The following is a 26,834-nucleotide window of genomic DNA, read 5'->3' on the forward strand; positions in this document are numbered from 1 at the left end:
GGTGGCGTACGATGGCGACGATCTTGGCGAGCGATGTAGGACCCGATGCGCCGGCGACGCCGAGCCGCAAGGACATTCAGCTGATCATCACCGCCTCGTCGCTCGGCACGATCTTCGAATGGTATGACTTCTTCATCTACGGCACGCTCGCCGCCTCGGGGATCATCGGCCGCACCTTCTTTCCCGCGCAGAGCGAGCTGCTCCAGACGCTCTATGCCTGGGCGGGCTTCGCGGTCGGGTTCGGCTTCCGCCCGCTCGGCGCGATCCTGTTCGGCTTTCTCGGCGACAGACTCGGGCGCAAATATACGTTTCTCGTGACCATCACGGTGATGGGGCTGGCGACCGCCGGGGTCGGGCTGGTGCCCGGCGCGGCGACGATCGGACTGTTCGCGCCGTTCGTCGTGATCCTGCTGCGAATCCTGCAGGGCCTCGCGCTCGGCGGCGAATATGGCGGCGCGGCGATCTATGTCGCCGAACATTCGCCGCCCGGGCGCAGTGGCTATTTCACCAGCTTCATCCAGGCGAGCGTCGCCGGTGGCTTCATCCTCAGCCTGGTCGTGGTGCTGCTCGCCAAGGCGCTGATGCCGGCGGGGGTATGGGACGCATGGGGCTGGCGTGTGCCGTTCGTCTTTTCGCTGGTGCTGCTCGCGGTGTCGCTGTGGATGCGGCTCAAACCGTCCGAAAGCCCGGTGTTCAAGCAGATGAAGGCGGCGGGCGCGACCGCGAAGAATCCGTTCACCGAAAGCTTTACCTATCCCGGCAATCTCAAGCGGCTGTTCGTCGCCTTGTTCGGCATCGCCGCGGGGCTGACGGTGATCTGGTACACCGCGATGTTCACCGTGCTGTCGTTCCTGCAGGGCACGATGCGTGTCCAGGAGACCGCGGCGCAATTGATCGTCGGGTTCGGCGCGCTCGGTGGGCTTGGTTTCTTCGTGCTGTTCGGCCGGCTGTCGGACAGGGTCGGGCGCAAGACGCCGATCGTGATCGGCTATGCGCTGACGCTCGCGCTGCTCTTCCCGATCTTCTGGCTGATGGGCAGCGCGGCCAATCCAGGACTTGCGCATGCCGCCGAACGGGCACCGGTCGTGGTGTCGGGCCCGGCGTGCCACTACGATCTGTTCCCCGCCAAGCCGAGCGAATGCCGCCGGCTGCTCGATTATCTGTCGAAAAAGGGCGTGCCCTATACCAAGGCGTTCACGCCGGTGACGCTGGTGCTGATCGGCGGCGTCGGCGTCGAGGATCTGAGCGACGCCGGGCTCGATGCCGCGCTCGCGAAGGGCGGGTACGATCTGGCCCCGGTGGTGCCGTCGCCCGGCAATATCGTGCTGATCCTGCTTGCGATCCTTTCGCTCAGCGCCCTGTCGGGGATGACCTATGGCCCGGTCGCGGCGCTGCTCGCCGAGATGTTCCCGCCGCGGATCCGCTACAGCTCGATGTCGATCCCCTATCATATCGGGACGGGCTATTTCGGCGGGTTCCTGCCGCTGATCAGCCAGGTCATCGTCGCGCGGACCGGCAACCCCTATGGCGGCCTGTGGTACACGATCGCGGTGGTGGCGATGGCGCTCGTCGTCACGCTCTACGGGCTCGAGGAAAGCAAGCCCGGCCGCGCCAGCGCTGACTGACGCCGCGCCAGCGCTGACTGACGCCGGACTGGCGCGCGCGGACCGCGGCGGCTAACCGGGCGGGATGACCGTCGCTCCGCTCCGCCTCCGCCTCGACACCGCCGCGCTTACCGCCAATTGGCGCGCGCTCGATGCGCTGAGCGGGTCGGCGGCGTGCGGCGCGGCGATCAAGGCCAATGGCTATGGGCTCGGCGCGGTCGAGGTGGCGGAGCGGCTCGCGCGGGCGGGCTGCCGCGATTTCTTCGTCGCGACCTGGGGCGAGGCCGAGCGCCTCGCCGGGCTCGGGTTCGACGTCGCGGTGCTGCACGGCGTGCGCGACGAGGATATGGCGGCCGCGATGCGCGGGATCGCGAGGCCGGTGTTGAATACCGCGGCCCAAATCACGCGCTGGCGCGACGCCGGGGGCGGGCGCTGCGACGTGATGGTCGATACCGGCATGAACCGGCTCGGCGTTGCGGTGGCGGAGGTGTGCGACGGGCTGCTCGACGGGCTCGCGATCGATACGCTGATGAGCCATTTGGCGTGCGCGGACGAGGACGATGCGATGAATGCGCGGCAGGCGGCGGCGTTTCGCGCGCTCGCCGGGCGGACCGCCGCGCGACGGCTCAGCCTCGCCAATTCGGCGGGCATCGCGCTCGGTGCAGACTATGCCTTCGACCTGACGCGCCCGGGGCTGGCGCTCTATGGCGGCGTGCCGCGCGACGACATGGCCGGTGCGGTGCGTCAGGTCGTGACGCCCGAGGCGCAAATCCTGCAGCGGCGCACGCTCCGGGCGGGGGACTCGATCGGCTACAATGCGTTGTTCACGGCAAGCGTGCCGACCGAAGTGGCGATTCTCAACATCGGCTATGCCGATGGCTATTGGCGTGGGTTCAGCAACACCGGCTGCGCGCGCGTCGGGGCTGCCGCGCTGCCGGTGATCGGGCGCGTGTCGATGGATCTCACCGCGATTTCGGTCGCGGCGGCGCCGGAGTTGGGGGAGGGCGACTGGGTCGCGCTCGACTATGCACTGCCGGCGGCCGCGGCCGCGGCGGGGATGTCGCAATATGAAGTGCTGACTGGGCTCGGTGCGCGGTTCGAGCGAGACTGGACATAAAAAAAGGGCTCCCCGGAGGGAGCCCTATCAGTCGTTGCGGCTTTTTCAGAACTTGAAGGAAGCACCGGCGTAAAGGAAGCGGCCGACTGCGTCATACTGATTGCCAGCCTCGTTGCCGATCAGACCGTATGGCCCGAGCTGGTCGAACAGATTGTCGACGCCGACATAGAAGCTGTACTTGGTGGTCGGCGTGATATCGAGCCGAAGGTCCGAATAGGAAATCAGCGGATAACGCACCACCGACAGCGAGTCCGGGTTCGTTGGCGGGCGACCTTGTACCGAGTTCTGCGTCTCATACGCGGCGATCGTGGTCTTGTCATAGCCACGGAAGCGATAGCCGAAGTTGAAATGCTTGGTCGCGAAATTGACCGACAGCGTTCCTTGCCATTCCGGATCGCCGAGGTTCCCAAGCTGTTGGATGATGAACGTGGGGTCGTTGATGTCGGTGTAATTGTCCTTCATCAAAGCCTTGGACACGATCGCGCGAACCGCGATGTTGAGCGAGGACGACAGCTTGCCGCGATAGGCGGCCTCGATGTCGATGCCCGAATTGGTATTCTTGGCATAGTTGAACGGACCCGCGATGAACGACGCCCCGGTCGGCGTCAGCGGCACGGTCGTGCCGTTGTTGGCGACATCGCTCTGACCGCGGAACGTCCCGTTCGGGTTGCGGAAGATCGCTGCGCAGAACGGGTTGTTGATCCCGCCCGGGCTGTCATAGCATTGGTTGATGATCGTCTGCGGGGCGAGCGTGTTGATCGCCTGGTTGATCTTGATGTAATAATAATCGACGCTGAGCGTCAGCCCCGGAATGAAGCGCGGGATGAACAGCGCGCCCACGGTCAGGCTGTCGCTGATTTCCGCGGTCAGCGAGCTGTTGCTGCCGCTGAACCCCGAAATCCCCGATGCCGGACGGTTCGAGAAGGGCTCGGTCACGCCATTGAAGGTTTGCGTGGTCGGAACGCCCGCCGCGGCGCAGTTGCGGACGCGATTGGGGTTGTTGTTGATGTTCTGCTGCCCGCACGGATCGACCAGGCCGTTGAGGAAGGTCTGGGTGAGCGGCGAGTACAGATCGCTCTGGGTAGGCGCGCGAATGGCGCGGGCATAGCCTGCGCGGAAACGGATATCGCGGATCGGAGCGTAGGTGCCGTTGAAATTGTACGCGACGACCGTACCGGTATTGCCGATATTGTAGTTCGACACGCGGACGGCGCCGTCGACCGAAAGTTCATTGGCGAACGGCATATCCTTGAGCAGCGGTACGCTGACCTCGGCAAAGCCTTCCTTGACGATCTGGTTCGGCGGGCGGAAGTCCGGGATCGTATTGAGGAAGGTGCACCCCGCGGCCGGACAGGTAATGCCCGAGGTTCCCGCGGTGAACGCGTCATAGGCCGCGAACGCGGTTTCCTTGCGATATTCGCCACCGATCACGAAGGCGATCGGGCCGCCCGGCAGCGAGAAGAGCTGCGACAGGTCGCCAGCGATATACCCGCTCACGTCGTACAGATTGGCCCGCTGGACGCGGCTCGACGTGTAGCCGAAGTAATTGAGCGCCGCGCGGCTCGGCTGGCCCTCGCCGAACAGGTTTACCGGAACGCACGAAGGGTCGTCGTTCGCGGTGGAGGCATCGGCGTTGATGCCGCAGACGATCTGACCGGAGGCGTTGCGGACCGCGTCGATCGCGTTGGTGTACTTCTGGCGGTCGAGATTGCCCGCGGTTTTGTAGAAGGTGTAGAGATAGCCGTAGTTGAACGAGACGTCATACTTCCAGTCTTCGTTGAACGTCCCGCGGACCCCGACGATCGCGCGCGTCTGCTCGCGCAGATGGTCCTCGCCACGGCCACCGAAATCGGTGTCGAAGCGTTGCGCCGTGAAGGTCGTCGTGCCGGGGGCGAGGTTCGCGACGAGCGTTGCGCGCGCCTGCTGGGTCAGGAATGGATTGTTGATGCTGAAGGTGTTGTTGAAGAAGGTCGGCTGACCTTCCTGATTCGAGTTCGCGCGGAAATACTGCGCCTCGAAATACGGATCGAACGCCGGCGTGATCTGGAAGTGACCCGACACATAGGCCGAGCGCCGGATTAGGCCGGGGATGATGAAGCCGTTCTCGAGCAAGGTCGATCCGCGTCCGCCGACGCAGTTGCTCGATCCGTACGGCCGGAAGTCGGTGACGCAGGTGTTCGGCGTCAGGCTGCCGTCCGGGTTGAAGACGAAGGTCGTTCCGAACTGGGCGAGCGGGTTGGACGATGCGGGGTTTGGCAGCCCGGAGCACGCCGAGGCACGCCGAGCGGCGAAGGCGGCGGCGGATTCGCCGGTCGCGGCAGCATTCGGACAAGTCGCAGTGAAGAGACCGCCACTCGAAATGTTGTTGTTGCGCACGCCGGTGATGAAGACGCTATCGGGAATGCCGTCGCCGGTCGAGGGTTCGGCCGGACGGAGCGCGCCCGCCGACGGGTTCAAATTGGCGCCGGTGTTCTGGACGAGTTGGAACTGGTTGCGGCCGCTAAAGGCCCCCGTCGTTTCGTCGCGGTCGCTGTTCAGCAGCGTGCCGGCATTGGCATATTCGAGCGAGACGGTGAGGTTGGCGCGACCCTCGGCGAAATTGTGCCCCGCGGTGATCGCACCGATATAGGAAGGACGATCGCCGCGCGACGAGATGCCCGATTGGCCGCGGACCTTTATGCCTTCGAAATCGTGCTTGAGGACGAAGTTGGCGACACCCGCGACCGCGTCCGACCCGTACACCGCGGAATTGCCGCCGGTGACGATGTCGAACCGTTCGAGCAGATCGTTGGGCACGACGTTCACGTCGGGCCGGTTGACCCCCGGGGTTGCGGTGACGATGCGACGGCCGTCGATCAGCACGAGCGTGCGCGCAGTGCCCAGGCCGCGCAGATCGATCGCGCTGATGCCCGCGCGACCGATCGCATTCTGCGAGTTTGCCTGGTTAACCGTCGAGCGCACTTGCGGCAGCTGGTTGACCAGATCGCCGATCGCGACGCCGCCGCGATTGAGCAGTTCGGCCGCCGTTACCGACGTGATCGGCACGGACGAGTCGAGGTTCGGACGGTTGAGGCGCGTACCCGTGACGACGATTTCGGGCGCGGTCTCCGACCCGGGGGCGGTATCGCTCTGCGTTTCCCCGATGTTCGGCGACCCTGTCGCGGGCGCGTCGGTGCTGGTTTGTCCGCTCGCCTGCGCCATCGCGACCGACGGAAATGCCGTCAGCACGCCGACGATCGCCGTCGCCCCCAGGAGTTGTCTGATGTTCATAAAGTGCCCCCACTCGTTACGGCCAATTCGGCTCTAGCGGGGGGATTGAAACTTTTTTGTCAAACTTACGCAAGGCTACATGAAGGTCAGATGACAAACTTGTTCAAAAAGTACCTGAACGTGGCATGAATACAACATGTGGCCGGATCGGTGGTAGCGCTAGCGGGGTCACCGCTCGACGCACAAAGCGATCCCCATTCCCCCGCCGATACAAAGCGTTGCCAGCCCCTTCCTGGCATCGCGCTTGGCCATTTCGTACAGCAGCGTGGTGAGCACGCGCGCGCCAGACGCGCCGATCGGATGGCCGAGCGCGATCGCGCCGCCGTTGACGTTGACGCGCTCGGGATCCCAGCCGAGTTCCTTGCCGACCGACAGCGCCTGCGCGGCAAAGGCTTCATTCGCCTCGATCAAATCGAGATCGGCGATGCCCCACCCGGCCTTTTCGAGCGCGCGTCGAGTCGCGGGGACCGGGCCGATCCCCATGATCGACGGGTCGACCCCGGCCGAAGCCCAGCTCGCGATTCGCGCGAGGATCGGGCTCCCGCGCTTCTCGGCCTCGGCGCGCGTCATCAGCACGAGCGCGGCGGCGCCGTCGTTGAGCCCGCTCGCATTGGCGGCGGTGACGGTGCCGTCCTTCTTGAACGCCGGGCGCACGCTCGACACGCGCTCGAGCGTCGCACCGGCGCGGATATACTCGTCGTCGGCGACGATCGTGTCGCCCTTGCGGCCCTTCACGGTGACGGGCGCGATCTCGTCGCGGAAGCGGCCCGCGCCGCGCGCGGCCTCGGCTAGATTCTGCGAGCGGACCGAGAAGACGTCCTGCATCTCGCGCGTGATCTGATATTGCTCGGCGAGGTTCTCGGCGGTGATGCCCATGTGGTAATTGTTGAACACGTCGGTCAGCCCGTCGCTGATCATCGTGTCGACCAGCGAGAGATTGCCCATCTTGGTGCCGCCGCGCAGATTTTGCGCATGCGGGCTGAGCGACATCGATTCCTGACCGCCCGCGACCATGATGTTCGCGTCGCCGGTGGCGATCGCCTGCGCCGCGAGTGCGACCGCGCGCAAGCCCGAGCCGCACACCTGGTTGACGCCCCAGGCCGGGATTTCCTTCGGCACGCCCGCCGCCATTGCCGCCTGACGCGCGGGGTTCTGCCCCTGCGCGGCGGTCAGTACCTGCCCGAGAATGACTTCGGAGACTTCGTCGCCCGCGACGCCGGCCTGCGCGAGCGCCGCCTCGATCGCGATCCGGCCGAGTTCGTGCGCCGGCGTCGCGGCGAAGGCGCCGAGGAAGCTGCCGACGGGGGTACGCTTGGCAGCGGTGATGACGATGTCCTGCATGGCTCTTCTCCGGCGATAGTTGCCGCCTATTTAGCCGCGGGGAGGGCGTTTAACCACCCCGCGAGCGGCTCCCACAGTTGCGCGCGCGCGCCACGCCCGACGATCATCCCGACATGACCCGCTCCAAGATCGCGTCGGTCGGGGAGATTGGCGGCGGTCGCGGCGGGAACGATGCGGTCGTTGAGCGAGACAAAGTCGATTGCTGGACACCGCAACGCTGCCGGATCGATCTTCGTCCCGGCGATCTGCCAGGCGCCGCTGCCGGGCAGGTCGCGTGCGATGCAGTCCTCGAACAGCTGGCGTCCGGCGGCATAGGGCAGGGGCGCACCGCCATTCGCCCAATCCTCCATCGCGACGAAGCGCTGCGCCGCAGCACTGCCGGGCTCGAGCGCGGCGAAGGCCTCGTATTTCGCGACGGTTCGCGCGGGGTCGAGTCGCCAGAAGCCCGACTGCAGCACCTCCATCGGGACGAGCCCCAGCGCCTCGCACGCGGGTTTGGCGGATGCCCACAGGCTCGCCATGTCGGCCCGCGCCGCAGCGCCGAACCCCGCAAAATGCCACGGCGCCGCGATCAGCGCCACGCCCGCGACCTCGGCGAGGCACGCCGCAGCAATCGCCAGCGTGCCGCCGAGACAATAACCGACGAGGATCGGCGGCGTGTCGAACTTGGCGATCAGCGGCAGCAGCACGCGCGTGACGTGCGCGTCGAGATCGAGCGCGCTGCCCTCCGGCGCTTGCGTCCCCCAGTCGAGCAGGAACGGGCGATGCCCTTGCGCCGCGAGCCAGCGTAGCAGCGAGACGTCGGGCAGCAGATCGAGGATATGCGGCGGGTTGATCAGCGAGGGCACGAACAGCACAGCGCGCCCGGTGGCACCTTTCGCAGCATAATCGCGCAGCCGCGCCTTGCCCTTGCGATAGCGCGCCGGCATCGGCTGGCGAACGCGACCGCGTGGCGCGTCCTGATAGGCGCGCAGTCCGGCGAGCGCCGCAGCGCGGCGCTCGGGCGCGGTTGCGGTCTCGGCAAGCAGCATTTCGAGGAATAAGGGCAGCGGGCGCGGGCCGTGTTGCGATGCGGCAAGTATTGGTGGTAGCATCTGCCCAAACATATCTCGGGGAGCCCTTCTGCATGAAAAAGACCATTCCGGGCGACGGCCCGGTGACGATCAAGAAGTATGCGAACCGTCGGCTCTATAATACCGAGACCTCGTCCTACATCACCCTCGAGCATCTCGCCGCGATGACGCGCGAGGGGCGCGATTTCAAGGTGTTCGATGCGAAGACCGAAGAGGATATCACGCACAATATCCTGACCCAGATCATCATGGAAGAAGAGCAGCGCGGCCAGACGATGCTCCCCGTCAATTTCCTGCGCCAGCTGATCGCGATGTACGGCGATTCGATGCAGGCGATGGTGCCGGGCTATCTCGAAGCGTCGATGGACAGCTTCCGCCACAACCAGCAGCAGTTCAAGTCGGCGGTCGAGGGCGCGTTCGCGCAGTCGCCGTTCGCCAACACGCCGTTCGCCGAGATCGCCAAGCAGAACATGGCGATGTTCGAGGCGGCGACCGCGGCGTTCAAGCCGGGCGCGGTGCCCGGTGGGGCGGCAAAGCCCGCGCCGGCCGCTGCAATGAGCAAGGATGACGAGATCGCCGCGCTCAAGGCCGAGCTCGGCCGGTTGAACGAGAAGATCGAGAAGCTCGGCGACTGATTCGGCGATGGGGTGGTGGATCGGTGCGGCGGGTGCGCTGCTCGTCGCGGTATGGGCCGGCGTCGCCGACTGGCGGCGGCAGCGGCGCGACGACCTCGACGCGGTCGGCTGGATCGACTGGCGCACCCTCCACATCCTCGCGCTGGTCGCAACCGCGCTTTGCGCGGCGCTGGCGTGGCGCGGGTGAGGCTATGTTTTATGGTGGTGGGGAGTTGGCGTTCCCCGCAAATCCTCCCCCGCCAGGGGGAGGTGGCGCCGAAGGCGACGGAGGGGGCGGTCAGCGGCACCCTCACGTTGATGCGCACACGTCGCCCATCGCCCTTGCCTTGAGCTGTCGATCCCCAAGCCGCTCGCCGACCGCCCCCGTCACGCTTCGCGTGCCACCTCCCCCTGGCGGGGGAGGACGCCGGTACGCGTCTGCTAAGGCGGTGGGAGCGGCGCTAACGCATGACCGTCGCCCCGGCGCAGGCCGGGGCCTCCCCCTGGTGTCGCGCCGCCCGCCTAGCCATCCCAAGGCCCCGGCTTCCGCCGGGGCGACGGCTAGGGCAATGTCCGCCATTGGTCGCTAGCCGTCCGGCTGCTTTCGCACGCGCTTACAAATGGCGGGCTGCGTCCATGCGCTGATGCAGGATGCGGATAACGGCGATACCGTAACTGGTGGGCTGGAAATAGATGACATGCTGCTCGACGCTGCGCCGGCGATAGCCTGGCCGAATATCGGCACAGCCTTGCGCTTGCTGCGGCGCTTCGGCCGCATCGGCGCAGGCCGCTTCGATAAGATCGGTGTAGCGCATCGCCTGGGGCACGCCCCAATGCGCCACGGTATGGTCGAACACCCCGTCGAGATCGCGCTGCGCCCGTGGGGTGAGCCGGTATTCAGCCATGCTGCGCGGATTTGCGCTGCTTGAAAGCAGCAAAGTCGAACGGCTCCGGCGCCCCGCTCTGCTCGCCCTCGATCAGCGCCTGACGGATGCTCTCGATCTCCAGACCGCGTTCCTGCTCGCGCCGAATGAGGTCACGGATCGCCTCGCTGTCGTTGGTGTAGCTGCCGGCCTCGATCTGAGCGGCGATCCACGCATCCTGCTGTTCGGTCAGGGTAATGGTCTTGCGCACGGTCGCCATATCGGTCTCCACGTCATACTATTGATGCTATTTAGCGCATCGCATGAGCGTTGTCATTATCCGACCCTGATATATCCGGCTCATCGAGTCCGCACTGTTGTTCACTCGACCTGCGCGGGCGGTACGAACATGACCACGCCCCGCGGTGGAGCACGCAGTGCTTACCGTTATCCTCCCTTTCGTGCCTTCGTGCCTTCGTGCCTTCGTGTGAGCCGCCTTCTTCTTCCTTCTGCCCCAGATGAAGAGAATTTCTCACACAAAGGCACTAAGGCACAAAGGCACAAAGCGATCGACCCGCCGCTCCCGCGAGCACCGCCGAGCTTCGCGCAGCCTCAGAGGCACGCCTCGAGATACGCCTGGTCGAACCCGAAGGTCCGCGCCTTTTCGAGCGTATAGGGGCGCAGGCCCATCGAGCGATATTCGCCGATGATCTTGCCGTCGGCCGATTCGTCGAGATATTCGAACTTGAAGAGCTCCTGCGTGACGATCACCGGGCCTTCCATGCCGATCACCTCGGTAACGTTGGTCACGCGGCGCGACCCATCGCGCAGGCGCTTGACCTGGATGATCATCTCGACCGAATCGGCGATCTGGCGCGAGATCGCTTCCTTGGGCACCTTGATGTCGGACATCATCACCATATTCTCCATACGCGCCAGCGCCTCACGCGGAGAGTTGGCGTGGAGCGTACACATCGAGCCGTCGTGACCGGTGTTCATTGCAGCTAACATGTCGAAACACTCGCTGCCGCGAATTTCGCCGAGGATGATGCGATCCGGGCGCATACGCAGCGCGTTCTTGACGAGATCGCGGATGCTGATCTCGCCCTGGCCTTCGAGGTTGGCCGGCCGCGTTTCGAGCGGGAGCCAGTGCGGCTGCTGCAGGCGGAGTTCGGCCGCGTCCTCGATCGTCAGCACGCGCTCGCCCGGGTCGATCATCTTCGACAGTGCGTTGAGCATCGTCGTCTTGCCCGAGCCGGTACCGCCCGAGATGACCACGTTGAAGCGGCACGCGCCCGCGATCTTGAGCGCGGTCGCCATCTTCGGCGACATCGAGCCGAAGCCCGCCATCATGTCGAGCGTGATCGGTTTCGCCGAGAATTTACGAATCGAGATCGCGGTGCCGCGCAGCGAGAGCGGCGGGACGATGACGTTGACGCGGCTGCCGTCCTTCAAGCGGGCGTCGGCGAGTGGCGTGGTCTGGTCGACGCGGCGGCCGACCGAGTTGCAGATGCGCTGTGCGATCTGGAAGAGATGCTCCTCGTCGCGGAATTGGATCTGCGCGAGCTCTAGCTTGCCCTTGCGCTCGACATAGGTCTGCTCGGGGCCGTTGACCATGATGTCGGTGATGTTCGGATCGGCGAGCAATTCCTCGAGCGGTCCCAGGCCGAGCAACTCGTCGACCAGCACCTTCTCGAGCGCGAACTGCTCGCGCCGGTTGAGCGTCAGCTTCAGTTCGGCGAGCACTTCGCCGATGATCGGACGGAATTCCTCGGCGAGCTCGTCCTTGTCGAGTGTCGCCGCCGCCTCGGGATCGACGCGTTCGAGCAGCCGCGGGAGGACCTGCTCCTTGATCTTGTGGATCGAGCTTTCGAAGCCCTCGACCTTCGAGCTGCCCGATTCGCCCGACTGCGCCTGGCGGTCGGCGAGGCGCTGCATCGCGTCCAGCTGCGTGCCGGGCATCGTGCCGAGCGGCTCGGGGTCGAGGGCACCGGGAAGCGGTGGGAACTGTTCGCCCGCGCCCGGGGCCGACTCGCCGTCGGCGGGGCGCGAACCACCGCCCTGCATCGGGCGTGCGACGCCGAACGCGGGTCTTGCGCCTGCGCCCGCCATGCCAGGTCGACGCCCAAATGCACTCATGCCGCCAGTTTCCTCATGCTTGGCGACAAGCGTTAGGGGAGAGTGTTTGAGATTTTCCTAACCAAACCGCGCGGTGGGGCGCGGGCGGCTAAAACGAAAAGGGCACCGTCATCATGACGATGACAGTGCCCGATCGCGGGAGAGCGAAAAAGCTTAGGCGGTACGCTCGGCGAGCACCGTGAGGCCGGTCGCGCTGACTTCGGCGAAACCGCCTTCGATCGCGATCAGTTCGGGCTCGCCCTTTTCGGTGCGATAGACCGACAGCGCGCCGTCGCGGATCGTCGACATGACGGGCGCATGGCCCTCGAGCACGCCGAAATCACCCTCGGTGCCGGGGACGACGACCATGTACACGTCCTCGGAGCGGACGAGCTTTTCGGGGGTGACGAGTTCGAAGTGGAGGGGCATCAGCGAAGCACTCTCAAAAGGATGCCTGTGACACAGGCTAGGATGTAGCAGCCGGCGAGGAAGCGGGCGAGCGGCCAGTCGTTCAGAGGCGTGATCGAGGTCACCCGCATCAAAATTTCAGCACCGCGATGACGACGCCGACCGATGCGACGATGATCCCCATCAACCAGATCAGCAAGGAAGACCGCGCGCTTTCGATTTTTGCCGTGAGCCGGGCATCGAGCGCATCGATCTTCTGCACGATGATCTCGATATCGGGCTTGGTGGCGACGCCGTCGTAGACCGATCTGCCGATCGCCGCGGCGATCGCCTCCGCTTGCGCCGCCGGAAGCTCGGTCGCGCGAAGGTCGCGCGCGATGGCGAGGGTGTCGACATTCATGCCGACAGCTTAGCCATTCGCGCGCGAAAAGTCGATTACGCTTCCTTGGCCATCTTCTCGGCCTTGGCGATCACTTCGTCGATCCCGCCGACCATGTAGAAGGCGCTCTCGGGCAGGTGATCGTAGTCGCCGTCGACCACGGCCTTGAACGACTTCACGGTGTCCTCGACCTGGACGAACTTGCCGCTGATTCCGGTGAAGACCTCGGCGACGTGGAACGGCTGCGACAGGAAGCGCTGGATCTTGCGAGCGCGCGAGACGGTCGACTTATCTTCTTCCGACAGCTCGTCCATGCCGAGAATCGCGATGATGTCCTGGAGCGACTTGTAGCGCTGCAGCGTCTCCTGAACCCGACGTGCCGTGTCGTAATGCTCCTGGCCGACGATCGCCGGGGTCAGCACGCGGCTGGTCGAGTCGAGCGGATCGACCGCCGGGTAGATGCCCAGCTCCGAAATCGCGCGGTTGAGGTTGGTCGTCGCGTCCAAATGAGCGAACGAGGTTGCCGGCGCCGGATCGGTAAGATCGTCGGCCGGAACGTAGATCGCCTGCACCGAGGTGATCGAGCCCTTGTTGGTCGACGTGATGCGCTCCTGCAGCGCGCCCATGTCGGTCGACAGCGTCGGCTGATAGCCCACGGCCGACGGAATACGGCCGAGCAGTGCCGACACTTCCGAACCCGCCTGGGTGAAGCGGAAGATGTTGTCGACGAAGAACAAAACGTCCTGGCCTTCGACGTCGCGGAAATATTCGGCGATCGTCAGGCCCGACAGCGCGACGCGGGCACGCGCGCCCGGCGGCTCGTTCATCTGGCCGAACACGAGCGCGACCTTCGAGCCCTCGGGGGTCGGGTTGCCGTCGGCATCCTTGGCGATGACGCCTGCGTCGAGGAACTCGTGGTACAGATCGTTACCCTCGCGGGTACGCTCGCCGACGCCGGCGAACACCGAGGTGCCGCCATGGCCCTTGGCGATGTTGTTGATCAGTTCCTGGATCAAGACGGTCTTGCCGACGCCGGCGCCGCCGAACAGGCCGATCTTGCCGCCCTTGGCGTAGGGCGCGAGCAGATCGATGACCTTGATGCCGGTGACCAGAATCGCGCTCTCGGTCGACTGATCGACGAACAGCGGGGCAGGGGCGTGGATCGGCATCGTCTCGGTGTGGCCGACGGGCCCACGCTCGTCGATCGGCTCGCCGATGACGTTGAGGATGCGGCCGAGCGTCTGCGGGCCGACGGGAACGCGGATCTGCGAGCCGGTGTCGGTGACTTCCTGGCCGCGGGTCAGACCCTCGGTCGAATCCATCGCGATCGTGCGGACGGTGTTCTCACCGAGATGCTGCGCGACTTCGAGCACGAGGCGGTTGCCGTTGTTCGACGTCTCGAGCGCGTTGAGAATCGCGGGGAGGCGATCCTGCTCGAAGGTCACGTCGACGACGGCGCCGATGACCTGGCTGATACGGCCGACGCTGTTGGTGGTCGCGACCGGGGGGAGTGTGTCTGGGGCGGTTGCCATGATGCTTTCCTCGTATCGACTACTTGAGCGCTTCGGCGCCGGAGATGATTTCCACCAGTTCGGTGGTGATCGCGGCCTGGCGGCTGCGGTTGTACTGGATCGTCAGGCGATTGATCATGTCGCCGGCGTTGCGCGTCGCATTGTCCATCGCGGTCATGCGGCTGCCCTGCTCCGACGCGGCATTCTCGAGCAACGCGCCGAAGATCTGGATCGCGATGTTGCGCGGCAGCAGCTCGGCGAGGATCGATTCCTCGTCGGGCTCATATTCGACCGCGGCGGTCGCAGAAGTCGCAGCAACGTCGTTCGCGGCCGACGGCAGTGCGACCGGAATGATCTGACGGCCGACCGGCTCCTGCACCAGCGCCGACTGGAAGCGCGCGTAGAACAGATGTGCGACGTCGAATTCGCCCGCCTCGTAGCGCACGATCAGATCGTCGGTGATCGCCTTGGCATCGGCAAAGGCGACGGTCTTGATGTGGCTCATCTCGTGATCGGTGAGGATCTGCGTCGGGAAGAAGCGCTTGATCACGCGGCCCTTCTTGCCGGCGATGTAGAACTTCACCGTCTTGCCGGCCTTTTCGAGCTCTTCGGCCTTGCGGCGCGCCGCACGGACGATGTTCGAGTTGAACGCACCCGCGAGGCCGCGCTCCGAGGTCGCGATCACCAGCAGATGGACCTGGTCCTTGCCGGTGCCGGCGAGCAGCTTGGGGCTCGATTCGCTGACGGTCACCTTCGACGCGAGGCTCGCCATCACCTGCTCGAGGCGGAGCGCGTAGGGACGCGCCGCGATCGCCGCTTCCTGCGCACGGCGCAGCTTGGCGGCGGCGACCATCTTCATCGCCTTGGTGATCTTCTGCGTCGACTTCACCGAGCCGATGCGGATCTTAAGGGCCTTTAGGCTTGCCATTCTAGTCCTTCTTCTCCCTCTCCCCTCCGGGTAGAGGGTCGGGGAGAGGGGCAGTATCGAGCGCCGCGCTCAGATTACTGCCCCTCTCCCGACTTCGCTTCGCTCGTCTGCCCTCTCCCCGGAGGGGAGAGGGAGAAGTTTACGCAAACGTCTTCGAAAACGCACCGAGCGCGGTCTTCAGCGCTTCGGTCGTCTCCTTCGACAGGTCGCGCTTGTCGCGGATGTCGGTGAGGAGATCGGCGTGATCGCTGCGCATCGTTGCCAGCATCGCCTGCTCGTAGCGGACGACGGCGTTGACCGGCACCGTGTCGAGGAAGCCGTTGGTGCCGGCGAAGATCGACACGGTCTGCTCCTCGAACGGCATCGGCGCGAACTGCGCCTGCTTGAGCAGCTCGGTCAGACGCGCACCGCGGTTGAGCAGCTTCTGCGTCGAGGCATCGAGGTCCGAGCCAAACTGCGCGAACGCCGCCATTTCGCGATACTGCGCGAGCTCGAGCTTGATCGAGCCCGAGACCTTCTTCATCGCCTTGGTCTGGGCCGCCGAGCCGACGCGCGACACCGACAGACCGACGTTGATGGCGGGACGGATGCCCGCGAAGAACAGGTCGGTCTCGAGGAAGATCTGGCCGTCGGTGATCGAGATCACGTTGGTCGGGATGTAGGCCGACACGTCGCCCGCCTGCGTCTCGATGATCGGCAGCGCGGTGAGCGAGCCGCCCCCGTTGGCGTCATTCATCTTCGCCGCACGCTCTAGGAGACGCGAGTGGAGATAGAACACGTCGCCAGGATAGGCTTCACGGCCCGGCGGGCGGCGCAGCAGCAGCGACATCTGGCGGTAGGCGACGGCCTGCTTCGACAGATCGTCATAGACGATGACGGCGTGCATGCCGTTGTCGCGGAAATATTCGCCCATCGCGCAACCGGTGTACGGCGCGAGGAACTGCAGCGGGGCAGGGTCGGAAGCGGTCGCCGCGACGACGATCGAATAATCCATCGCGCCATTCTCGGTCAGCGTGCGGACGAGCTGCGCGACGGTCGAGCGCTTCTGGCCGACCGCGACGTAGATGCAATAGAGCTTCTTCGACTCGTCGTCGCCCTGATGCGCTGCCTTCTGGTTGATGAAGGTGTCGACGGCCACCGCCGACTTGCCGGTCTGGCGATCGCCGATGATCAGCTCGCGCTGGCCACGGCCGACGGGAACGAGCGCGTCGATCGCCTTGAGGCCGGTCTGGACCGGCTCGTTGACCGAGGTGCGCGGGATGATGCCCGGTGCCTTGACTTCGACGCGGCTGCGCTCAGTCGTCTCGATCGGGCCCTTGCCGTCGATCGGGTTGCCGAGGCCATCGACGACGCGGCCGAGCAGGCCCTTGCCGACGGGGACGTCGACGATCGTGCCGGTGCGCTTGACGACGTCACCTTCCTTGATCTGCGAGTCCGACCCGAAGATCACGACGCCGACATTGTCGGCCTCGAGGTTGAGCGCCATGCCCTGCACGCCGTTCGAGAATTCGACCATCTCGCCCGCCTGGACGTTGTCGAGCCCGAAGATGCGCGCGATGCCGTCACCGACGCTGAGCACCTGGCCGGTTTCCGAAACCTGCGCTTCGGTGCCGAAATTGGCGATCTGGTCCTTGATGACCTTCGAGATTTCTGCGGCGCGGATATCCATGACTTAAGCCTTTCCCAACAGCGAAGCTGTCAGCCTTTCATTACGTGCGCGAGAGCATTGAGACGAGTGCGAATCGAGCTGTCGATCCGCTGCGAGCCGATCTGGACGACCAGACCGCCGAGGAGGGTGGGATCGACCGAGAGATCGACCGAAACGTCGGTGCCGATGCGGGTGCGCAGCTGCTGCTTGAGCGCCTCGACCTGCTCTTCGCTGAGCGGATGCGCCGACGTCACTTCCGCAGTCGTCTCGCCGCGGTGGCGCGCGGCCAGGTCGCGGAAGGCGCGGATGATCGCGGGGAGCTGCGACAGGCGCCGGTTGTCGGCGAGCACGCCGAGGAACTTCGCGGTCGTGGCGTCGACGTCGATCATCTCGGCGGCGGAGGCGACGGCCTTGGCGGCCTGCTCGCGCGACACGACCGGGCTGCCGATCAGCTGCGCGAACTCGCTCGACTGCGCGATCGCGGCGCGGACGCGGCCGAGGCTCGCCTCGACGGCGTCGATCGATTTGGTGTCACGCGCGAGCTCGAACAAAGCGGTGGCATAGCGGCCGCTTAAGCTTGCTTGAATACCGCCGGATGCTTCCACGCGATTGAGGTCCTCTTGGGCACGAATGGTGGCCCCATGCAAAACGAAGGCGCTGGGGAGCGCACCTTCAGATGGGATGGCGAGCGGTTAGCATCGGCTCGGGTCGCTTGCAAGCCATGCGCACCAAGCGGCCCTATCGCGCCGAGACGCCGCGTCTTTCACGTAACTGTAACATTCGCTTAACCATTGCTTGGCAGCTTGCGCGCCATAGAGTCGGACATGAAACGATTCGCTTTCGCTCGACCCGTTCCGGTGTCGCGTCCCTGGATACGACGCTTTGCTGCGCGCTGGGATGCCGGTGGTCGCAATCTGCGAATCCAGCTGCGGCGGATCGTCGGGGGGCTGCTCGCGATCCAGGCGCTGCTCGCCGTGGCGCTGATCGGCACGACGCTCGCGACGAGCCACCGCGTCACCGTGCTGGTGCGCGACCGGCTCTATCCGATCGGCGAGCTGCAGCGCGTCAACGCAAGCTACACCAACGCGCTGCTGACCGCGCACAAGGTGCGTAGCGGCAACCTCTCGGCGGCGGGGGCGATCGCGACGATCCAGGCGACGCGCGCGGAGATCGCGACGAGCTGGGCGGCGTTCACGCATCACCACCTCGATGCGCGCCGCGCGAGCCAGGTCGCGCAGGTCGAGTCCGCGCGCCACGACGCCGATGCCGCGCTCGACAAGCTCCACGATCTGCTCAGCGGCAAGCGGATCGACCAGCTCGATTTCTTCGTCAGCGGCCCGCTCTACGCCGCGATCGACCCGCTCACCGCATCGAGCACTACGCTGATGACCGATCTGCGCGCCGATGCGGTGCGCGAGAGCGCCGCGCTCGATAGCGGCTTCCTCCAGGTCTATCTGCTCGTCGCGTTCGTCACGGTGCTGGCGATGTTCGTCGCCGTCTGGGGGATGCGGATGCTCAGCCTGCGCGTCGAGCAGCCGCTGGCCTTGATCGCCGAGGCGACGCGCGACATCACGCTCGAGCGCCCCGACGCGCCGATCCCCGCGCTCGACCGCAGCGACGAGATTGGCGACATCGCCCGCGCGCTCGCCTTTGCGCGGGAGCGTTCGGCCGAGGCCCGGCGCCTGAGCGAGGAAGCGCGGCGCACCGCCGACGCGCTGTCCGCGAGCGAACGCCGCGAGGATGCCGCGCGGGCCAAGCGCGCGGCGCATCTCGACGCGCTGTTCGAAGTGTTCGAGCGCGCCGCGGGGGTTTCGGTGCGCCAGCTCGCCTCGACCGGCCCTGCCTTGCGCGAGACCGCCGCGGCGATGTCGAGCGAAGCGGGGACGACCGAGAAGCACGCGATGGCGACCGCCGCGCTGACCGAGCAGAGCGCGAACAACGCGCGCACGATCGCGCAATCGGCGAGCGCGCTCGCTGGCGCGATCGAGCAGATCAGCCGTGCGGCGAACGAATCGCGCGCGGGCGTCGCGACGGTGCGCGAGCGCACGCTCGAGGGGCGCGGCCACGCCGAATCGATGGGCGCGCTGGTGGCCGAGATCGCGGCGGTGCTCGACATGATCGCCGCGGTCGCCGGGCAGACCAATCTGCTCGCATTGAACGCGACGATCGAGGCGGCGCGCGCGGGCGAGGCGGGGCGCGGCTTCGCGGTCGTCGCCGAAGAGGTGAAGGGGCTCGCGCGCCAGACGCAGACCGCAGCGGGGCGGATCGAGGCGCGGCTCGCGGCGGTGCGCACCGCGAGCGACACCGTGCTCGCGACGATCGAATCGGTCGACGGGCTGGTCGCCGAGCTCGACCAGTCGTCGGCCAATGTCGCACAGGCGGTCGACCAGCAGCGCGGCATGACGCAGGCGATCGCCTATGCCATCGCCGAGGTCGAGGACGGCACCGCCGATGCCGCCGCCAACATGCAGACGCTGCGCGAACGCGCCGAGCGCTCGCGCCAGACGTCGGACGACGTGACGCGCACCGCCGAGGATGTCGCGGGCAGCGTCGAACGGCTCCGCGGTCAGATCAACCAGCTGATGGCCGACGTCCGCGCCGCCTGATCGCCGCTTCCGTGAACGCAGCAATGTTGCTAGCGGCGCGCAGGTGGGGCGACACAGACGGAGACGAGACATGACCGGCCAGATGCAGCAAATGACGATGTCCGACGGCGCCGAGATCGCCGTCTATCACGCGCAGCCGAGCGGCGCGCGCAAGGGCGGCCTGGTGTTGGTCCAGGAGATTTTCGGCGTCACGCCGCACATCCGCGCGCTGTGCGACGAATATGCCGCCGACGGCTATGAAGTGCTCGCGCCCGCGATCTTCGACCGCGAGCATCCCGGCTTCGAAGCCGACCACGACGCCGAGGGAATGGCGCAGGGCATCAAGCTCGCCCGCGAAGTCCATCCGTTCGACCTGAGCCTCGCCGACGTGCAGACCTGCGTCGATACGCTTGCCAAGGATGGCCCGGTGTTCGTCGTCGGCTATTGCTATGGCGGTTCGGTCGCGTGGTTCGCGGCGACGCGGATGCACAATGTCGCGGCGGCCTCGGCCTATTACGGCAGCATGGTCCCGGCCGCCGCCGACGAGGAGCCCAAGGTCCCCGTCATCCTCCATTTCGGCCGCGAGGATCAGAGCATCCCGATGGACGGCGTCGAGAAGGTCGCGGCCAAGGATTGGCCCAACGCGACGGTCTATGTCTACGAGGCCGGCCACGGCTTCAATTCCGATCGCCGCGAAGCCTATGACGCCGAGAGCGCCAAGCTCGCCAAGGCGCGCACGCTCGCGCTGTTCGCCGCCAACGCAGGCTGACGCTTCGCTTTGAGCGCAAGCACCGGGATGGCGCGGCGCGGGCGTGTGGGTACATAAGACCGCATGACCATGACGCGCCTCCCGCTCGACCCAGACGCCGCGTGGCGCGCCTTCGAGGCGCGCGACCGGCACTCCGATGGCCGCTTCGTCGGCGCGGTGAAGACCACCCGAATCTATTGCAAGCCGAGCTGCCCGGCGCGCCGCCCCAAACGCGAGAACATGGATTTCTACCGCACGCCCGAGGAAGCGCGCGAGGCGGGGTTTCGGGCGTGCCTGCGCTGCACCCCCGATGAGGTCGGCCGAGACCGGATCGCGGTGGCGCGCGCCATCGCGCTGATCGAGGCGGCCGACGAACTCGTCGCGCTCGACACGATCGCGGCACGCGTCGGCTATGCGCCGCACCATTTTCACCGCCTCTTCAAACGCGCGACCGGCGTGACCCCCGCTGCGTATGCGCGTGGACTGATGGCGCGTCGCGCCGCGCGCGCGCTGACCGAGGAGGCCACCGTGACCGCCGCGATCTACGAGGCCGGCTATTCCGCGCCGAGCCGCTTCTACGAGGAGGGTGCCAAGCGGCTCGGGATGAGCCCGAGCGCGTGGCGGCGTGGCGGCGAGGGGGTGACGATCCGCTGGATCCTCGTCGAGACCTCGCTCGGACCGATGCTCGTCGCGGCGACCGACAAGGGGCTGTGCCGCGTCTCGTTCGACGAGGACGAGGGCGCGTTGCGCGCGCGCTTCCCCCACGCCGAGATCGTCCCCGGCGGCGCCGCACTTGCCGACCTTGCCGCGCGCGTCGTCGCCAGCGTCGAATCGCCCGAGCGCGACCAGGACCTGCCGCTCGACGTCCGCGGCACCGCGTTCCAGGAGGCGATCTGGCAGGCGCTGCGCGAAATCCCGCTGGGCGAGACGCGCAGCTATGCCGAGCTTGCGGCAGCCGTGGGCAACCCAAAGGCGGTGCGCGCCGCCGGAACCGCGTGCGGCGCCAACCCGGTTTCGATCGTCGTGCCGTGCCACCGCGCGCAGCGCAGCGACGGAACGCTCGGCGGCTACGCCTATGGCATCGACCGCAAGGTCGCGCTGCGCGATCGCGAGGGCGTGGAATGAGCGGCTTCGTCATCCGCGGGATCGACCCCGCCCCGTTCGTCCCGCTCTACGGCCTGTCCGATGCGGCACTGCGCGAACACGGCGCGCTGCGGATGACGGTCGATGCGAGCCCGGGCTTCCCCTGCCGCGTGTCGCTCGAGGATGCCATGGTCGGCGAAAGCGTATTACTGCTCAATTACGAGCATCTGCCGGTCGATACGCCGTACCGCTCCCGCCACGCGATCTTCATTCGCGAAGGCGAAGCGCAGGCGGCACACTATGCCGACCGCGTCCCGCCGCAATTGGCGATCCGGCTGCTGTCGCTGCGCGGCTTCGATGCCGCCGGGATGATGCGCGACGCCGACGTCGTCGCGGGCCGCGACCTCACCGCCGCGATCGACCGCTTCTTCGCCGACCCCGCCATCACCTATCTCCACGCGCACAACGCCAAGCCCGGCTGCTTCGCCGCGCGGATCGACCGCGGCTCAGCCGCCTGATGGCGTCGGGCTCGCCACAGCCCCGGCCGGCGCCGCCTCGCACTGATAGACGATCTTCTCGTTCGGCCGCGCCGGCAGGCTCGTGCGGATCGCCGCCTGTTGCGTGGCCAGGTTCGCGCGCCCGGCCTCGTCGGGCGAACACGCTTTGAGCGTCACCTGCGAGCGGATTTTCCGGAGCTCGTCCATCTGGTCCGACCCGAGGAAGTAGCGCGTCGTGACATAGCTGCGCGTCGCCGGATCGAACTGCAGCACCGAGACGGTCTGCTCCTGCGCGGGGACCAGGATGCGGTCCCATTTGCTGCCATTCTCGGCATATTGCGTGCGGCCGTTCATGCAGCCCGCCTTTCCCCAGTCGATCGTGGTATCGACCGTCGCCGAGGAAACGACGCGGCTGCGCTCGGGAACGAAGCGGCACAGCAGCTTGCCGAGCGGCGCGCTCGACGACATCGCCGCGACGGGCGGGTCGACCTTCGCGGTTTCGGTCGCCGTGGCGAGCATCGGCGCGCCGGTCGGGCGCAGCACGAACAGCACGACCGCCCCGACCATCATCAGCGCGCCGATCCCCCATGCCCAGATCGCCCCGCGCCGCAGCGCCTGCGCGTCGAGCAGCCCGCCCGCGCCGATCGCCATCGCGCCGAGCACGAGCAGCAGCGTGGCGATCGCCATCACATTCTCGCGATGCCGGTCGGCGGCGTCGCGCGCCGCGATCCAGGCGGCATCGCGCGCGACCAGCGCCTTGCCCGCGGCATCGCGCCGCGCGCCGTCGGCGAGCGCGGCGGCCTTGGCTTCGGCCTGCGCATCGACCTTGTCGATATCGGCGATGCTCGTGCACGGCGTGCCGACCGCGGCATAGCTCTGCTTGGCGCGGATCAGGAAGGCGGTGAGCTCGCTATTGGCGATCGCGAAGCCGAAGCTCGAATCGCCCTCCTCGCCGCGCGTGATCGCCGAATTGACGCCGATCACGCGCCCGCACGGATCGAGCAAGGGCCCGCCCGAATTGCCGCGCGCGATCTGTGCGGTGTGGAGCATCACCGCGGTGCCCGACATCTGCCGCCGCCCCGAGAACACGCCTTCCGAGCGGATCGGCGAGAGCGGATGGATGTAGTCGACCGCCGATTTCGCGGTCGCCATGTCGACATTGCCGGGATAGCCGAGCGACGTCACCATGCTGCCTTCGTCGACCGGGCCGGTGTAGATCGCGGTGGTCGGGATCGGCTTGCCGGTGAATTCGATCAGCGCGAGATCGTGGAGCGTGTCGAGCGCGATGACCTTGCCCTGATAGCTTTTCGAGCCCTCCGACGGGACGATGCCGATCACGACGTTGCCGGGATAGCGCGCCAGCAGTTCGACGACATGCGCGTTGGTGACGATCCGGTTCGGCGCGACCGCAAAGCCGCTGCCATGGCCGAAGCCGACCACCTCGTCATCTACGATCGCGATCGTCACGACGCGCACCACGCCGCGCGCGGTGGCGGAGATGTCGTCGGCGCGCGCCGATGCCGGCAGCAGCATCGCACCGAGCAGCGCGATCCAGCACCAGGCGAGCAGCCCGAGCATCTGCCCCGCGCGCGAAGGGCGAGCGGCGATCTGTCGAGCGAAGAACGGGGGCGATATCGGCATGCGCGCGATTCTGACAGGAACGCGGCGTCGGGGACAGGAGAAAGTGCCCGCGATCGGACGACCCGACGCAACCCCGCGCTTCGCCGTCGCGCCGCGCCGCGATCCGACGGAAACTACTTAAGGGCCAACGCCGCATGGTTAAACGTCTATACAGAAGGATCGGCCAGGCGTCCGCCCGAGGCTGGCCGATACCGTAATTGTCCTGAGGATACGCGCCGGGGGAAAGCGATACTGTCCGAGCAAGAGAGAGGTGAGCGAAAGTCCGCGATGCTGTCCGACCGGCCTTATCCCGTTCCCGAAAACGAGGCGCAGCGGCTCGAGGAGCTGCTGCGCTACGCGGTCCTCGACACCGCGCCCGAGCCGGTGTTCAACGACGTGGTCCGGCTCGCGCAAAGCGTGTTCCGCGTGCCGTCGAGCGCGGTCTCGTTCGTCGACGACGATCGGCAATGGTTCAAGGCGCGGCGCGGGATCGGCTTTCCCGAAACGCGGCGCGAGGATGCGTTTTGCGCGCATACGATCCTGTCGGATGCGCCGATGGTCGTCCCCGACGCGCTCGACGACCCTCGGTTCAGCGCCAACGCGCTGGTGGTGCGTGCGCCGCATATCCGCTTCTACGCCGGGGCGCCGCTGACGACGCCGCGCGGTTTCAACATCGGCACCGTCTGCCTGATCGATTCGACGCCGCGCGACGATCTGCGTCCGCACGAGCGGCAGCAGCTCGAGGCCTTGGCCAATCTGGCGATGAGCGAGCTCGAGCGGCGCGCGGAATCGCGCGATCAACGCCGCGCGCGACGCTATGATTTCGAGTTGCGCGGCACGGTGGGCGGCTATGGCGTACCGTCGACGCCGGTCGAGATCGCCAATATCTCGACGCGCGGCGCGATGATCCGTGGGGCCTTGCCGCCGCTGCAGCGCGACAATGCGGTGATCCTGACGATCCGCAACATGGTCGTCGTCGCGACGGTCGCGTGGTGCCGCGACGATACCGCGGGGCTGGCGTTCGACGCGCCGATCGACTCGCTCCTGCTCGCCCGGATGAACGATCGCATCCGGCAAGGCGCGCGCCCGTCGATCGCCGCGCCGCCGCTGGCGTTCTGAGCACCGGCGCTCCGGCCGCGTTACACGAAGCTGTAGGGATCGACGTCGACGACGACGCGCACCTTGCTCGGCCAATCGAGCCCGCCGAGCCAGTCGCGCACCACGTCCTGCACCGCGAGCCCGCGCTTGGCATGGATCAGCAGCCGGAAGCGGTGCCGCCCGCGCAGCATCGCGAGCGGGGCGGGGGCGGGGCCGTAGACCTCCATCGCCTCGCCGAGCTGCGGCGCGGCGCGGCCGATCTGCCGCGCGGTCTCGAGCGCGGCCTGCTGGTCCTCGCTCGACACGACGATTCCGGCGAAGCGCCCGAACGGCGGAGCGTTGGCCTCACGGCGATGCTCGGTCTCGGCGCTGTAGAACGCTTCGGTATCGCCCGAGACGAGCGCCTTCATCACCGCCGCATCGGGGCTGTGCGTCTGGATATAGACGTGCCCCGGCTTGGCGCCGCGCCCAGCGCGGCCGGCGACCTGGCAGATCTGCTGGAAGGTCCGCTCGCTCGCGCGCAGGTCGCCGCCGTCGAGGCCGAGATCGGCGTCGATCACCCCGACCAGCGTGAGGTTGGGGAAGTGATAGCCCTTCGTCACCAGCTGCGTGCCGACGACGATGTCGATGTCGTGCGCCTCCATCCGCGCGACGAACTCGGCGGCCTTGGCGGGGGACCACATCGTGTCCGAGGTGACCACCGCGATCTTGGCGTTGGGGAACAGCGCGGTGACCTCGTCGGCGATGCGCTCGACGCCGGGGCCGACCGCCGCCAGCGTATCCTCGTTATGGCATTCGGGGCAGATCTTGGGGACCGGCTCGGTGTGCCCGCAATGGTGGCACGCGAGCCGACGGACGAGGCGGTGCTCGACCATCCACGCGGTGCAATTGGGGCATTGGAAGCGGTGGCCGCAGGTGCGGCACAGCGTCAGCGGTGCATAGCCGCGGCGATTGAGGAACAGCAGCGACTGCTCGCGGCGCTCCAACGTCGCTTCCATCGCCTTGACCAGCCGCGGCGCGATCCAGCGGCCGCGTTCGGGCGGCTCGGCGATCAGGTCGATCGCCTCGATCGCGGGCATCTCGGCGGCGCCCCAGCGGCCGGGGAGCTTCACTTCGGCATAGCGGCCGAGCGCGACCTGCTGGCGCGTCTCGATCGCCGGGGTCGCCGAGGCGAGGATCACCGGGATCTCCTCGAACTTGCCGCGCATCACCGCGACGTCGCGGGCGTGATAATGCACGCCTTCTTCCTGCTTGAAGCTAGTTTCATGCGCCTCGTCGACGACGATCAGCCCGAGATTGGCATAGGGCAGGAACAGCGCCGAGCGCGCGCCGACGGTGACGAGCGCCTGCCCGCTGGCGATGCCGCGCCACGCGCGGCGGCGCTGCGACTGGCGCAGGCCCGAATGCCACGCGACCGGCTGGACGCCGAAGCGCGCGGCGAAGCGCTTGAGGAAGGGCTCGGTCAGCGCGATTTCGGGGAGCAGCACGAGGCACTGCCGCCCCTCGCGGATCGCGGCGGCGACCGCCTCGAAATAGACTTCTGTCTTGCCCGAGCCGGTGACGCCGTCGAGCAAGGTCGGCGCGAAAGCGCGGGCGGTAACGTCGGCGACGAGCGTGCCCGAGGCGGCGCGCTGGTCGGGCGAGAGTGCTGGGATCGCGTGGTCGGGATCGGGCGCAGGGAAGGGGCTGTCGATATCGACCTCGACCGCCTCGAGCGCACCGACCTTGACGAGCCCGCGGATCACCGCGTCGGACACCTCGCCGAGGGCTGCGAGTTCGCGGATCAGCCCCTGGAAGCTGCCGATCTTCTCGAGCGCCTGTTCGCGTTGCGGCGTCAGGCGCGCGGGGACTTCGCCGGTCGCGCGATATTCGGTGATCGTCTTGCTGCCCTCGAGCGCCGAGGTCGACGATAGCGCCATCCGCACGACCGCCGCGGGGGATGCGAGATAATAATCGGCGGTCCATTCGATCAGCCGTCTGAGCGGCGCGGCGAGTGCCGGCACCGGCACCACGCCGACGAGGTTGCGCAGCCGGTTATCGCCGACCTCGGCATCGGACGGCATCCGCTCTGGCTCCCACACCACGCCGAGCAGCTGCCGCGGGCCGAGCGGCGCGACGACGACCGAGCCCGGCTCGACGCGCATGCCGTGCGGCACGCGGTAATCGAGTGGGCCGAGCGCGGAATTGAGGACGAGGACGCGGGCGCGGGACATGCGACGCATATGGCGGGTCGCGCGGGCGGGTGCAAAGGGTTGCCCGTTCTTAAGCCCCTCCCCTTCAGGGGAGGGGTTGGGGTGGGGGAAGCCTCGCAGAGACCAGCGCCCGTTAC

Annotated in this window: 23 protein-coding genes; 9 read left to right on the plus strand and 14 right to left on the minus strand. The window is 67.0% G+C overall.

All coding sequences use genetic code 11. The features are described 5' to 3' along the window. The first annotated feature begins 11 nt into the window (after positions 1-11). Positions 12-1,625 (plus strand): MFS transporter, encoded by a 1,614-nt coding sequence (locus RH90_RS02185; RefSeq protein WP_010183586.1) that lies wholly within the window; start codon positions 12-14, stop codon positions 1,623-1,625. A gap of 64 nt (positions 1,626-1,689) precedes the next feature. Further along, positions 1,690-2,721 (plus strand): alanine racemase, encoded by a 1,032-nt coding sequence (gene alr, locus RH90_RS02190; RefSeq protein WP_010183587.1) that lies wholly within the window; start codon positions 1,690-1,692, stop codon positions 2,719-2,721. A gap of 45 nt (positions 2,722-2,766) precedes the next feature. Here the strand turns inward: alr and RH90_RS02195 are convergent, their stop codons facing one another. From RH90_RS02195 to RH90_RS02205, 3 genes are all read right to left on the minus strand, one after another. Then, on the minus strand, positions 2,767-5,991 hold the full coding sequence (locus tag RH90_RS02195) for a TonB-dependent receptor (protein WP_010183588.1): 3,225 nt from the start codon (positions 5,989-5,991) through the stop codon (positions 2,767-2,769). Between the two features lie 168 nt (positions 5,992-6,159). Next, a complete protein-coding gene (locus tag RH90_RS02200) occupies positions 6,160-7,332 on the minus strand; it encodes an acetyl-CoA C-acetyltransferase (protein ID WP_010183589.1) in 1,173 nt (390 codons plus the stop codon). Between the two features lie 26 nt (positions 7,333-7,358). Then, a complete protein-coding gene (locus tag RH90_RS02205) occupies positions 7,359-8,426 on the minus strand; it encodes an alpha/beta fold hydrolase (protein WP_232280286.1) in 1,068 nt (355 codons plus the stop codon). 32 nt (positions 8,427-8,458) lie between these two features. On the opposite strand from RH90_RS02205, the gene phaR reads away from it, so the two are divergent. Both phaR and RH90_RS02215 read left to right on the plus strand, forming a co-directional pair. Next, the gene (phaR, locus tag RH90_RS02210; protein WP_010183592.1) at positions 8,459-9,040 is read left to right on the plus strand and encodes a polyhydroxyalkanoate synthesis repressor PhaR; all 582 of its coding nucleotides are present in this window, start codon (positions 8,459-8,461) and stop codon (positions 9,038-9,040) included. A gap of 7 nt (positions 9,041-9,047) precedes the next feature. Beyond that, complete coding sequence (locus tag RH90_RS02215; RefSeq protein ID WP_029624974.1) at positions 9,048-9,227, plus strand: hypothetical protein; 180 nt, start codon at positions 9,048-9,050, stop codon at positions 9,225-9,227. A 406-nt stretch (positions 9,228-9,633) separates the two neighbouring features. On the opposite strand, the gene RH90_RS02220 is transcribed toward RH90_RS02215, so the two are convergent. From RH90_RS02220 to RH90_RS02260, 9 genes are all read right to left on the minus strand, one after another. Next, complete coding sequence (locus RH90_RS02220) at positions 9,634-9,957, minus strand: type II toxin-antitoxin system RelE/ParE family toxin (protein ID WP_198283382.1); 324 nt, start codon at positions 9,955-9,957, stop codon at positions 9,634-9,636. Then, positions 9,917-10,162 carry a type II toxin-antitoxin system ParD family antitoxin gene (locus RH90_RS02225; RefSeq protein ID WP_010183595.1) on the minus strand — a complete coding sequence of 82 codons (246 nt, stop codon included), beginning with the start codon at positions 10,160-10,162 and terminating at the stop codon, positions 9,917-9,919. Before RH90_RS02225 ends, RH90_RS02220 begins: the two co-directional genes overlap by 41 nt. Before the next feature lie 332 nt (positions 10,163-10,494). Further along, positions 10,495-12,021, minus strand: a complete 1,527-nt coding sequence (locus RH90_RS02230) for a CpaF family protein (RefSeq protein WP_029624975.1) — start codon at positions 12,019-12,021, stop codon at positions 10,495-10,497. 153 nt (positions 12,022-12,174) lie between these two features. Then, on the minus strand, positions 12,175-12,429 hold the full coding sequence (locus RH90_RS02235; protein ID WP_010183599.1) for an ATP synthase F1 subunit epsilon: 255 nt from the start codon (positions 12,427-12,429) through the stop codon (positions 12,175-12,177). 109 nt (positions 12,430-12,538) lie between these two features. Next, on the minus strand, positions 12,539-12,808 hold the full coding sequence (locus RH90_RS02240) for a hypothetical protein (RefSeq protein WP_010183600.1): 270 nt from the start codon (positions 12,806-12,808) through the stop codon (positions 12,539-12,541). Between the two features lie 35 nt (positions 12,809-12,843). Continuing rightward, positions 12,844-14,319 carry a F0F1 ATP synthase subunit beta gene (gene atpD / locus RH90_RS02245; RefSeq protein WP_010183601.1) on the minus strand — a complete coding sequence of 492 codons (1,476 nt, stop codon included), beginning with the start codon at positions 14,317-14,319 and terminating at the stop codon, positions 12,844-12,846. A gap of 19 nt (positions 14,320-14,338) precedes the next feature. Further along, complete coding sequence (locus tag RH90_RS02250; RefSeq protein WP_010183602.1) at positions 14,339-15,226, minus strand: F0F1 ATP synthase subunit gamma; 888 nt, start codon at positions 15,224-15,226, stop codon at positions 14,339-14,341. A 139-nt stretch (positions 15,227-15,365) separates the two neighbouring features. Beyond that, on the minus strand, positions 15,366-16,895 hold the full coding sequence (gene atpA, locus RH90_RS02255; RefSeq protein WP_010183604.1) for a F0F1 ATP synthase subunit alpha: 1,530 nt from the start codon (positions 16,893-16,895) through the stop codon (positions 15,366-15,368). A 29-nt stretch (positions 16,896-16,924) separates the two neighbouring features. Further along, positions 16,925-17,479: a F0F1 ATP synthase subunit delta gene (locus tag RH90_RS02260; RefSeq protein ID WP_010183605.1), complete on the minus strand. Its 555-nt coding sequence runs from the start codon at positions 17,477-17,479 to the stop codon at positions 16,925-16,927. A gap of 219 nt (positions 17,480-17,698) precedes the next feature. Here RH90_RS02260 and RH90_RS02265 point away from each other — a divergent pair, with 219 nt between their 5' ends. From RH90_RS02265 to RH90_RS02280, 4 genes are all read left to right on the plus strand, one after another. Continuing rightward, a complete protein-coding gene (locus tag RH90_RS02265) occupies positions 17,699-19,480 on the plus strand; it encodes a methyl-accepting chemotaxis protein (protein WP_010183607.1) in 1,782 nt (593 codons plus the stop codon). 70 nt (positions 19,481-19,550) lie between these two features. Continuing rightward, complete coding sequence (locus RH90_RS02270) at positions 19,551-20,228, plus strand: dienelactone hydrolase family protein (RefSeq protein WP_010183609.1); 678 nt, start codon at positions 19,551-19,553, stop codon at positions 20,226-20,228. A 63-nt stretch (positions 20,229-20,291) separates the two neighbouring features. Further along, positions 20,292-21,332: a bifunctional DNA-binding transcriptional regulator/O6-methylguanine-DNA methyltransferase Ada gene (ada, locus tag RH90_RS02275; RefSeq protein WP_010183611.1), complete on the plus strand. Its 1,041-nt coding sequence runs from the start codon at positions 20,292-20,294 to the stop codon at positions 21,330-21,332. Continuing rightward, the gene (locus tag RH90_RS02280) at positions 21,329-21,808 is read left to right on the plus strand and encodes a DUF1203 domain-containing protein (RefSeq protein ID WP_010183613.1); all 480 of its coding nucleotides are present in this window, start codon (positions 21,329-21,331) and stop codon (positions 21,806-21,808) included. Before ada ends, RH90_RS02280 begins: the two co-directional genes overlap by 4 nt. On the opposite strand, the gene RH90_RS02285 is transcribed toward RH90_RS02280, so the two are convergent. Further along, the gene (locus RH90_RS02285) at positions 21,797-23,428 is read right to left on the minus strand and encodes a S1 family peptidase (protein WP_010183615.1); all 1,632 of its coding nucleotides are present in this window, start codon (positions 23,426-23,428) and stop codon (positions 21,797-21,799) included. The two genes, RH90_RS02280 and RH90_RS02285, sit on opposite strands and share 12 nt — an antisense overlap. A 267-nt stretch (positions 23,429-23,695) precedes the next feature. On the opposite strand from RH90_RS02285, the gene RH90_RS21970 reads away from it, so the two are divergent. After that, on the plus strand, positions 23,696-24,526 hold the full coding sequence (locus RH90_RS21970) for a GAF domain-containing protein (RefSeq protein ID WP_010183616.1): 831 nt from the start codon (positions 23,696-23,698) through the stop codon (positions 24,524-24,526). A gap of 20 nt (positions 24,527-24,546) precedes the next feature. On the opposite strand, the gene RH90_RS02295 is transcribed toward RH90_RS21970, so the two are convergent. Next, entirely contained in the window at positions 24,547-26,727 is a 2,181-nt protein-coding gene (locus RH90_RS02295; protein ID WP_269724291.1) for a primosomal protein N', read from the minus strand. Positions 26,728-26,834: the final 107 nt, after the last annotated feature.

The organism is Sphingomonas sp. PAMC 26605 (genome assembly GCF_000241485.1).
GTDB lineage: Bacteria > Pseudomonadota > Alphaproteobacteria > Sphingomonadales > Sphingomonadaceae > Sphingomonas.

Coding starts and splice junctions, on each gene's coding strand:
- RH90_RS02185 (WP_010183586.1), top strand. CDS start 12: ATGGCGACGATCTTGGCGAGCGATGTAGGACCCGATGCGCCGGCGACG.
- alr (WP_010183587.1), top strand. CDS start 1,690: ATGACCGTCGCTCCGCTCCGCCTCCGCCTCGACACCGCCGCGCTTACC.
- RH90_RS02195 (WP_010183588.1), bottom strand. CDS start 5,991: ATGAACATCAGACAACTCCTGGGGGCGACGGCGATCGTCGGCGTGCTG.
- RH90_RS02200 (WP_010183589.1), bottom strand. CDS start 7,332: ATGCAGGACATCGTCATCACCGCTGCCAAGCGTACCCCCGTCGGCAGC.
- RH90_RS02205 (WP_232280286.1), bottom strand. CDS start 8,426: ATGCTACCACCAATACTTGCCGCATCGCAACACGGCCCGCGCCCGCTG.
- phaR (WP_010183592.1), top strand. CDS start 8,459: ATGAAAAAGACCATTCCGGGCGACGGCCCGGTGACGATCAAGAAGTAT.
- RH90_RS02215 (WP_029624974.1), top strand. CDS start 9,048: ATGGGGTGGTGGATCGGTGCGGCGGGTGCGCTGCTCGTCGCGGTATGG.
- RH90_RS02225 (WP_010183595.1), bottom strand. CDS start 10,162: ATGGCGACCGTGCGCAAGACCATTACCCTGACCGAACAGCAGGATGCG.
- RH90_RS02230 (WP_029624975.1), bottom strand. CDS start 12,021: ATGAGTGCATTTGGGCGTCGACCTGGCATGGCGGGCGCAGGCGCAAGA.
- RH90_RS02235 (WP_010183599.1), bottom strand. CDS start 12,429: ATGCCCCTCCACTTCGAACTCGTCACCCCCGAAAAGCTCGTCCGCTCC.
- RH90_RS02240 (WP_010183600.1), bottom strand. CDS start 12,808: ATGAATGTCGACACCCTCGCCATCGCGCGCGACCTTCGCGCGACCGAG.
- atpD (WP_010183601.1), bottom strand. CDS start 14,319: ATGGCAACCGCCCCAGACACACTCCCCCCGGTCGCGACCACCAACAGC.
- RH90_RS02250 (WP_010183602.1), bottom strand. CDS start 15,226: ATGGCAAGCCTAAAGGCCCTTAAGATCCGCATCGGCTCGGTGAAGTCG.
- atpA (WP_010183604.1), bottom strand. CDS start 16,895: ATGGATATCCGCGCCGCAGAAATCTCGAAGGTCATCAAGGACCAGATC.
- RH90_RS02265 (WP_010183607.1), top strand. CDS start 17,699: ATGAAACGATTCGCTTTCGCTCGACCCGTTCCGGTGTCGCGTCCCTGG.
- RH90_RS02270 (WP_010183609.1), top strand. CDS start 19,551: ATGACCGGCCAGATGCAGCAAATGACGATGTCCGACGGCGCCGAGATC.
- ada (WP_010183611.1), top strand. CDS start 20,292: ATGACCATGACGCGCCTCCCGCTCGACCCAGACGCCGCGTGGCGCGCC.
- RH90_RS02280 (WP_010183613.1), top strand. CDS start 21,329: ATGAGCGGCTTCGTCATCCGCGGGATCGACCCCGCCCCGTTCGTCCCG.
- RH90_RS02285 (WP_010183615.1), bottom strand. CDS start 23,428: ATGCCGATATCGCCCCCGTTCTTCGCTCGACAGATCGCCGCTCGCCCT.
- RH90_RS21970 (WP_010183616.1), top strand. CDS start 23,696: ATGCTGTCCGACCGGCCTTATCCCGTTCCCGAAAACGAGGCGCAGCGG.
- RH90_RS02295 (WP_269724291.1), bottom strand. CDS start 26,727: ATGCGTCGCATGTCCCGCGCCCGCGTCCTCGTCCTCAATTCCGCGCTC.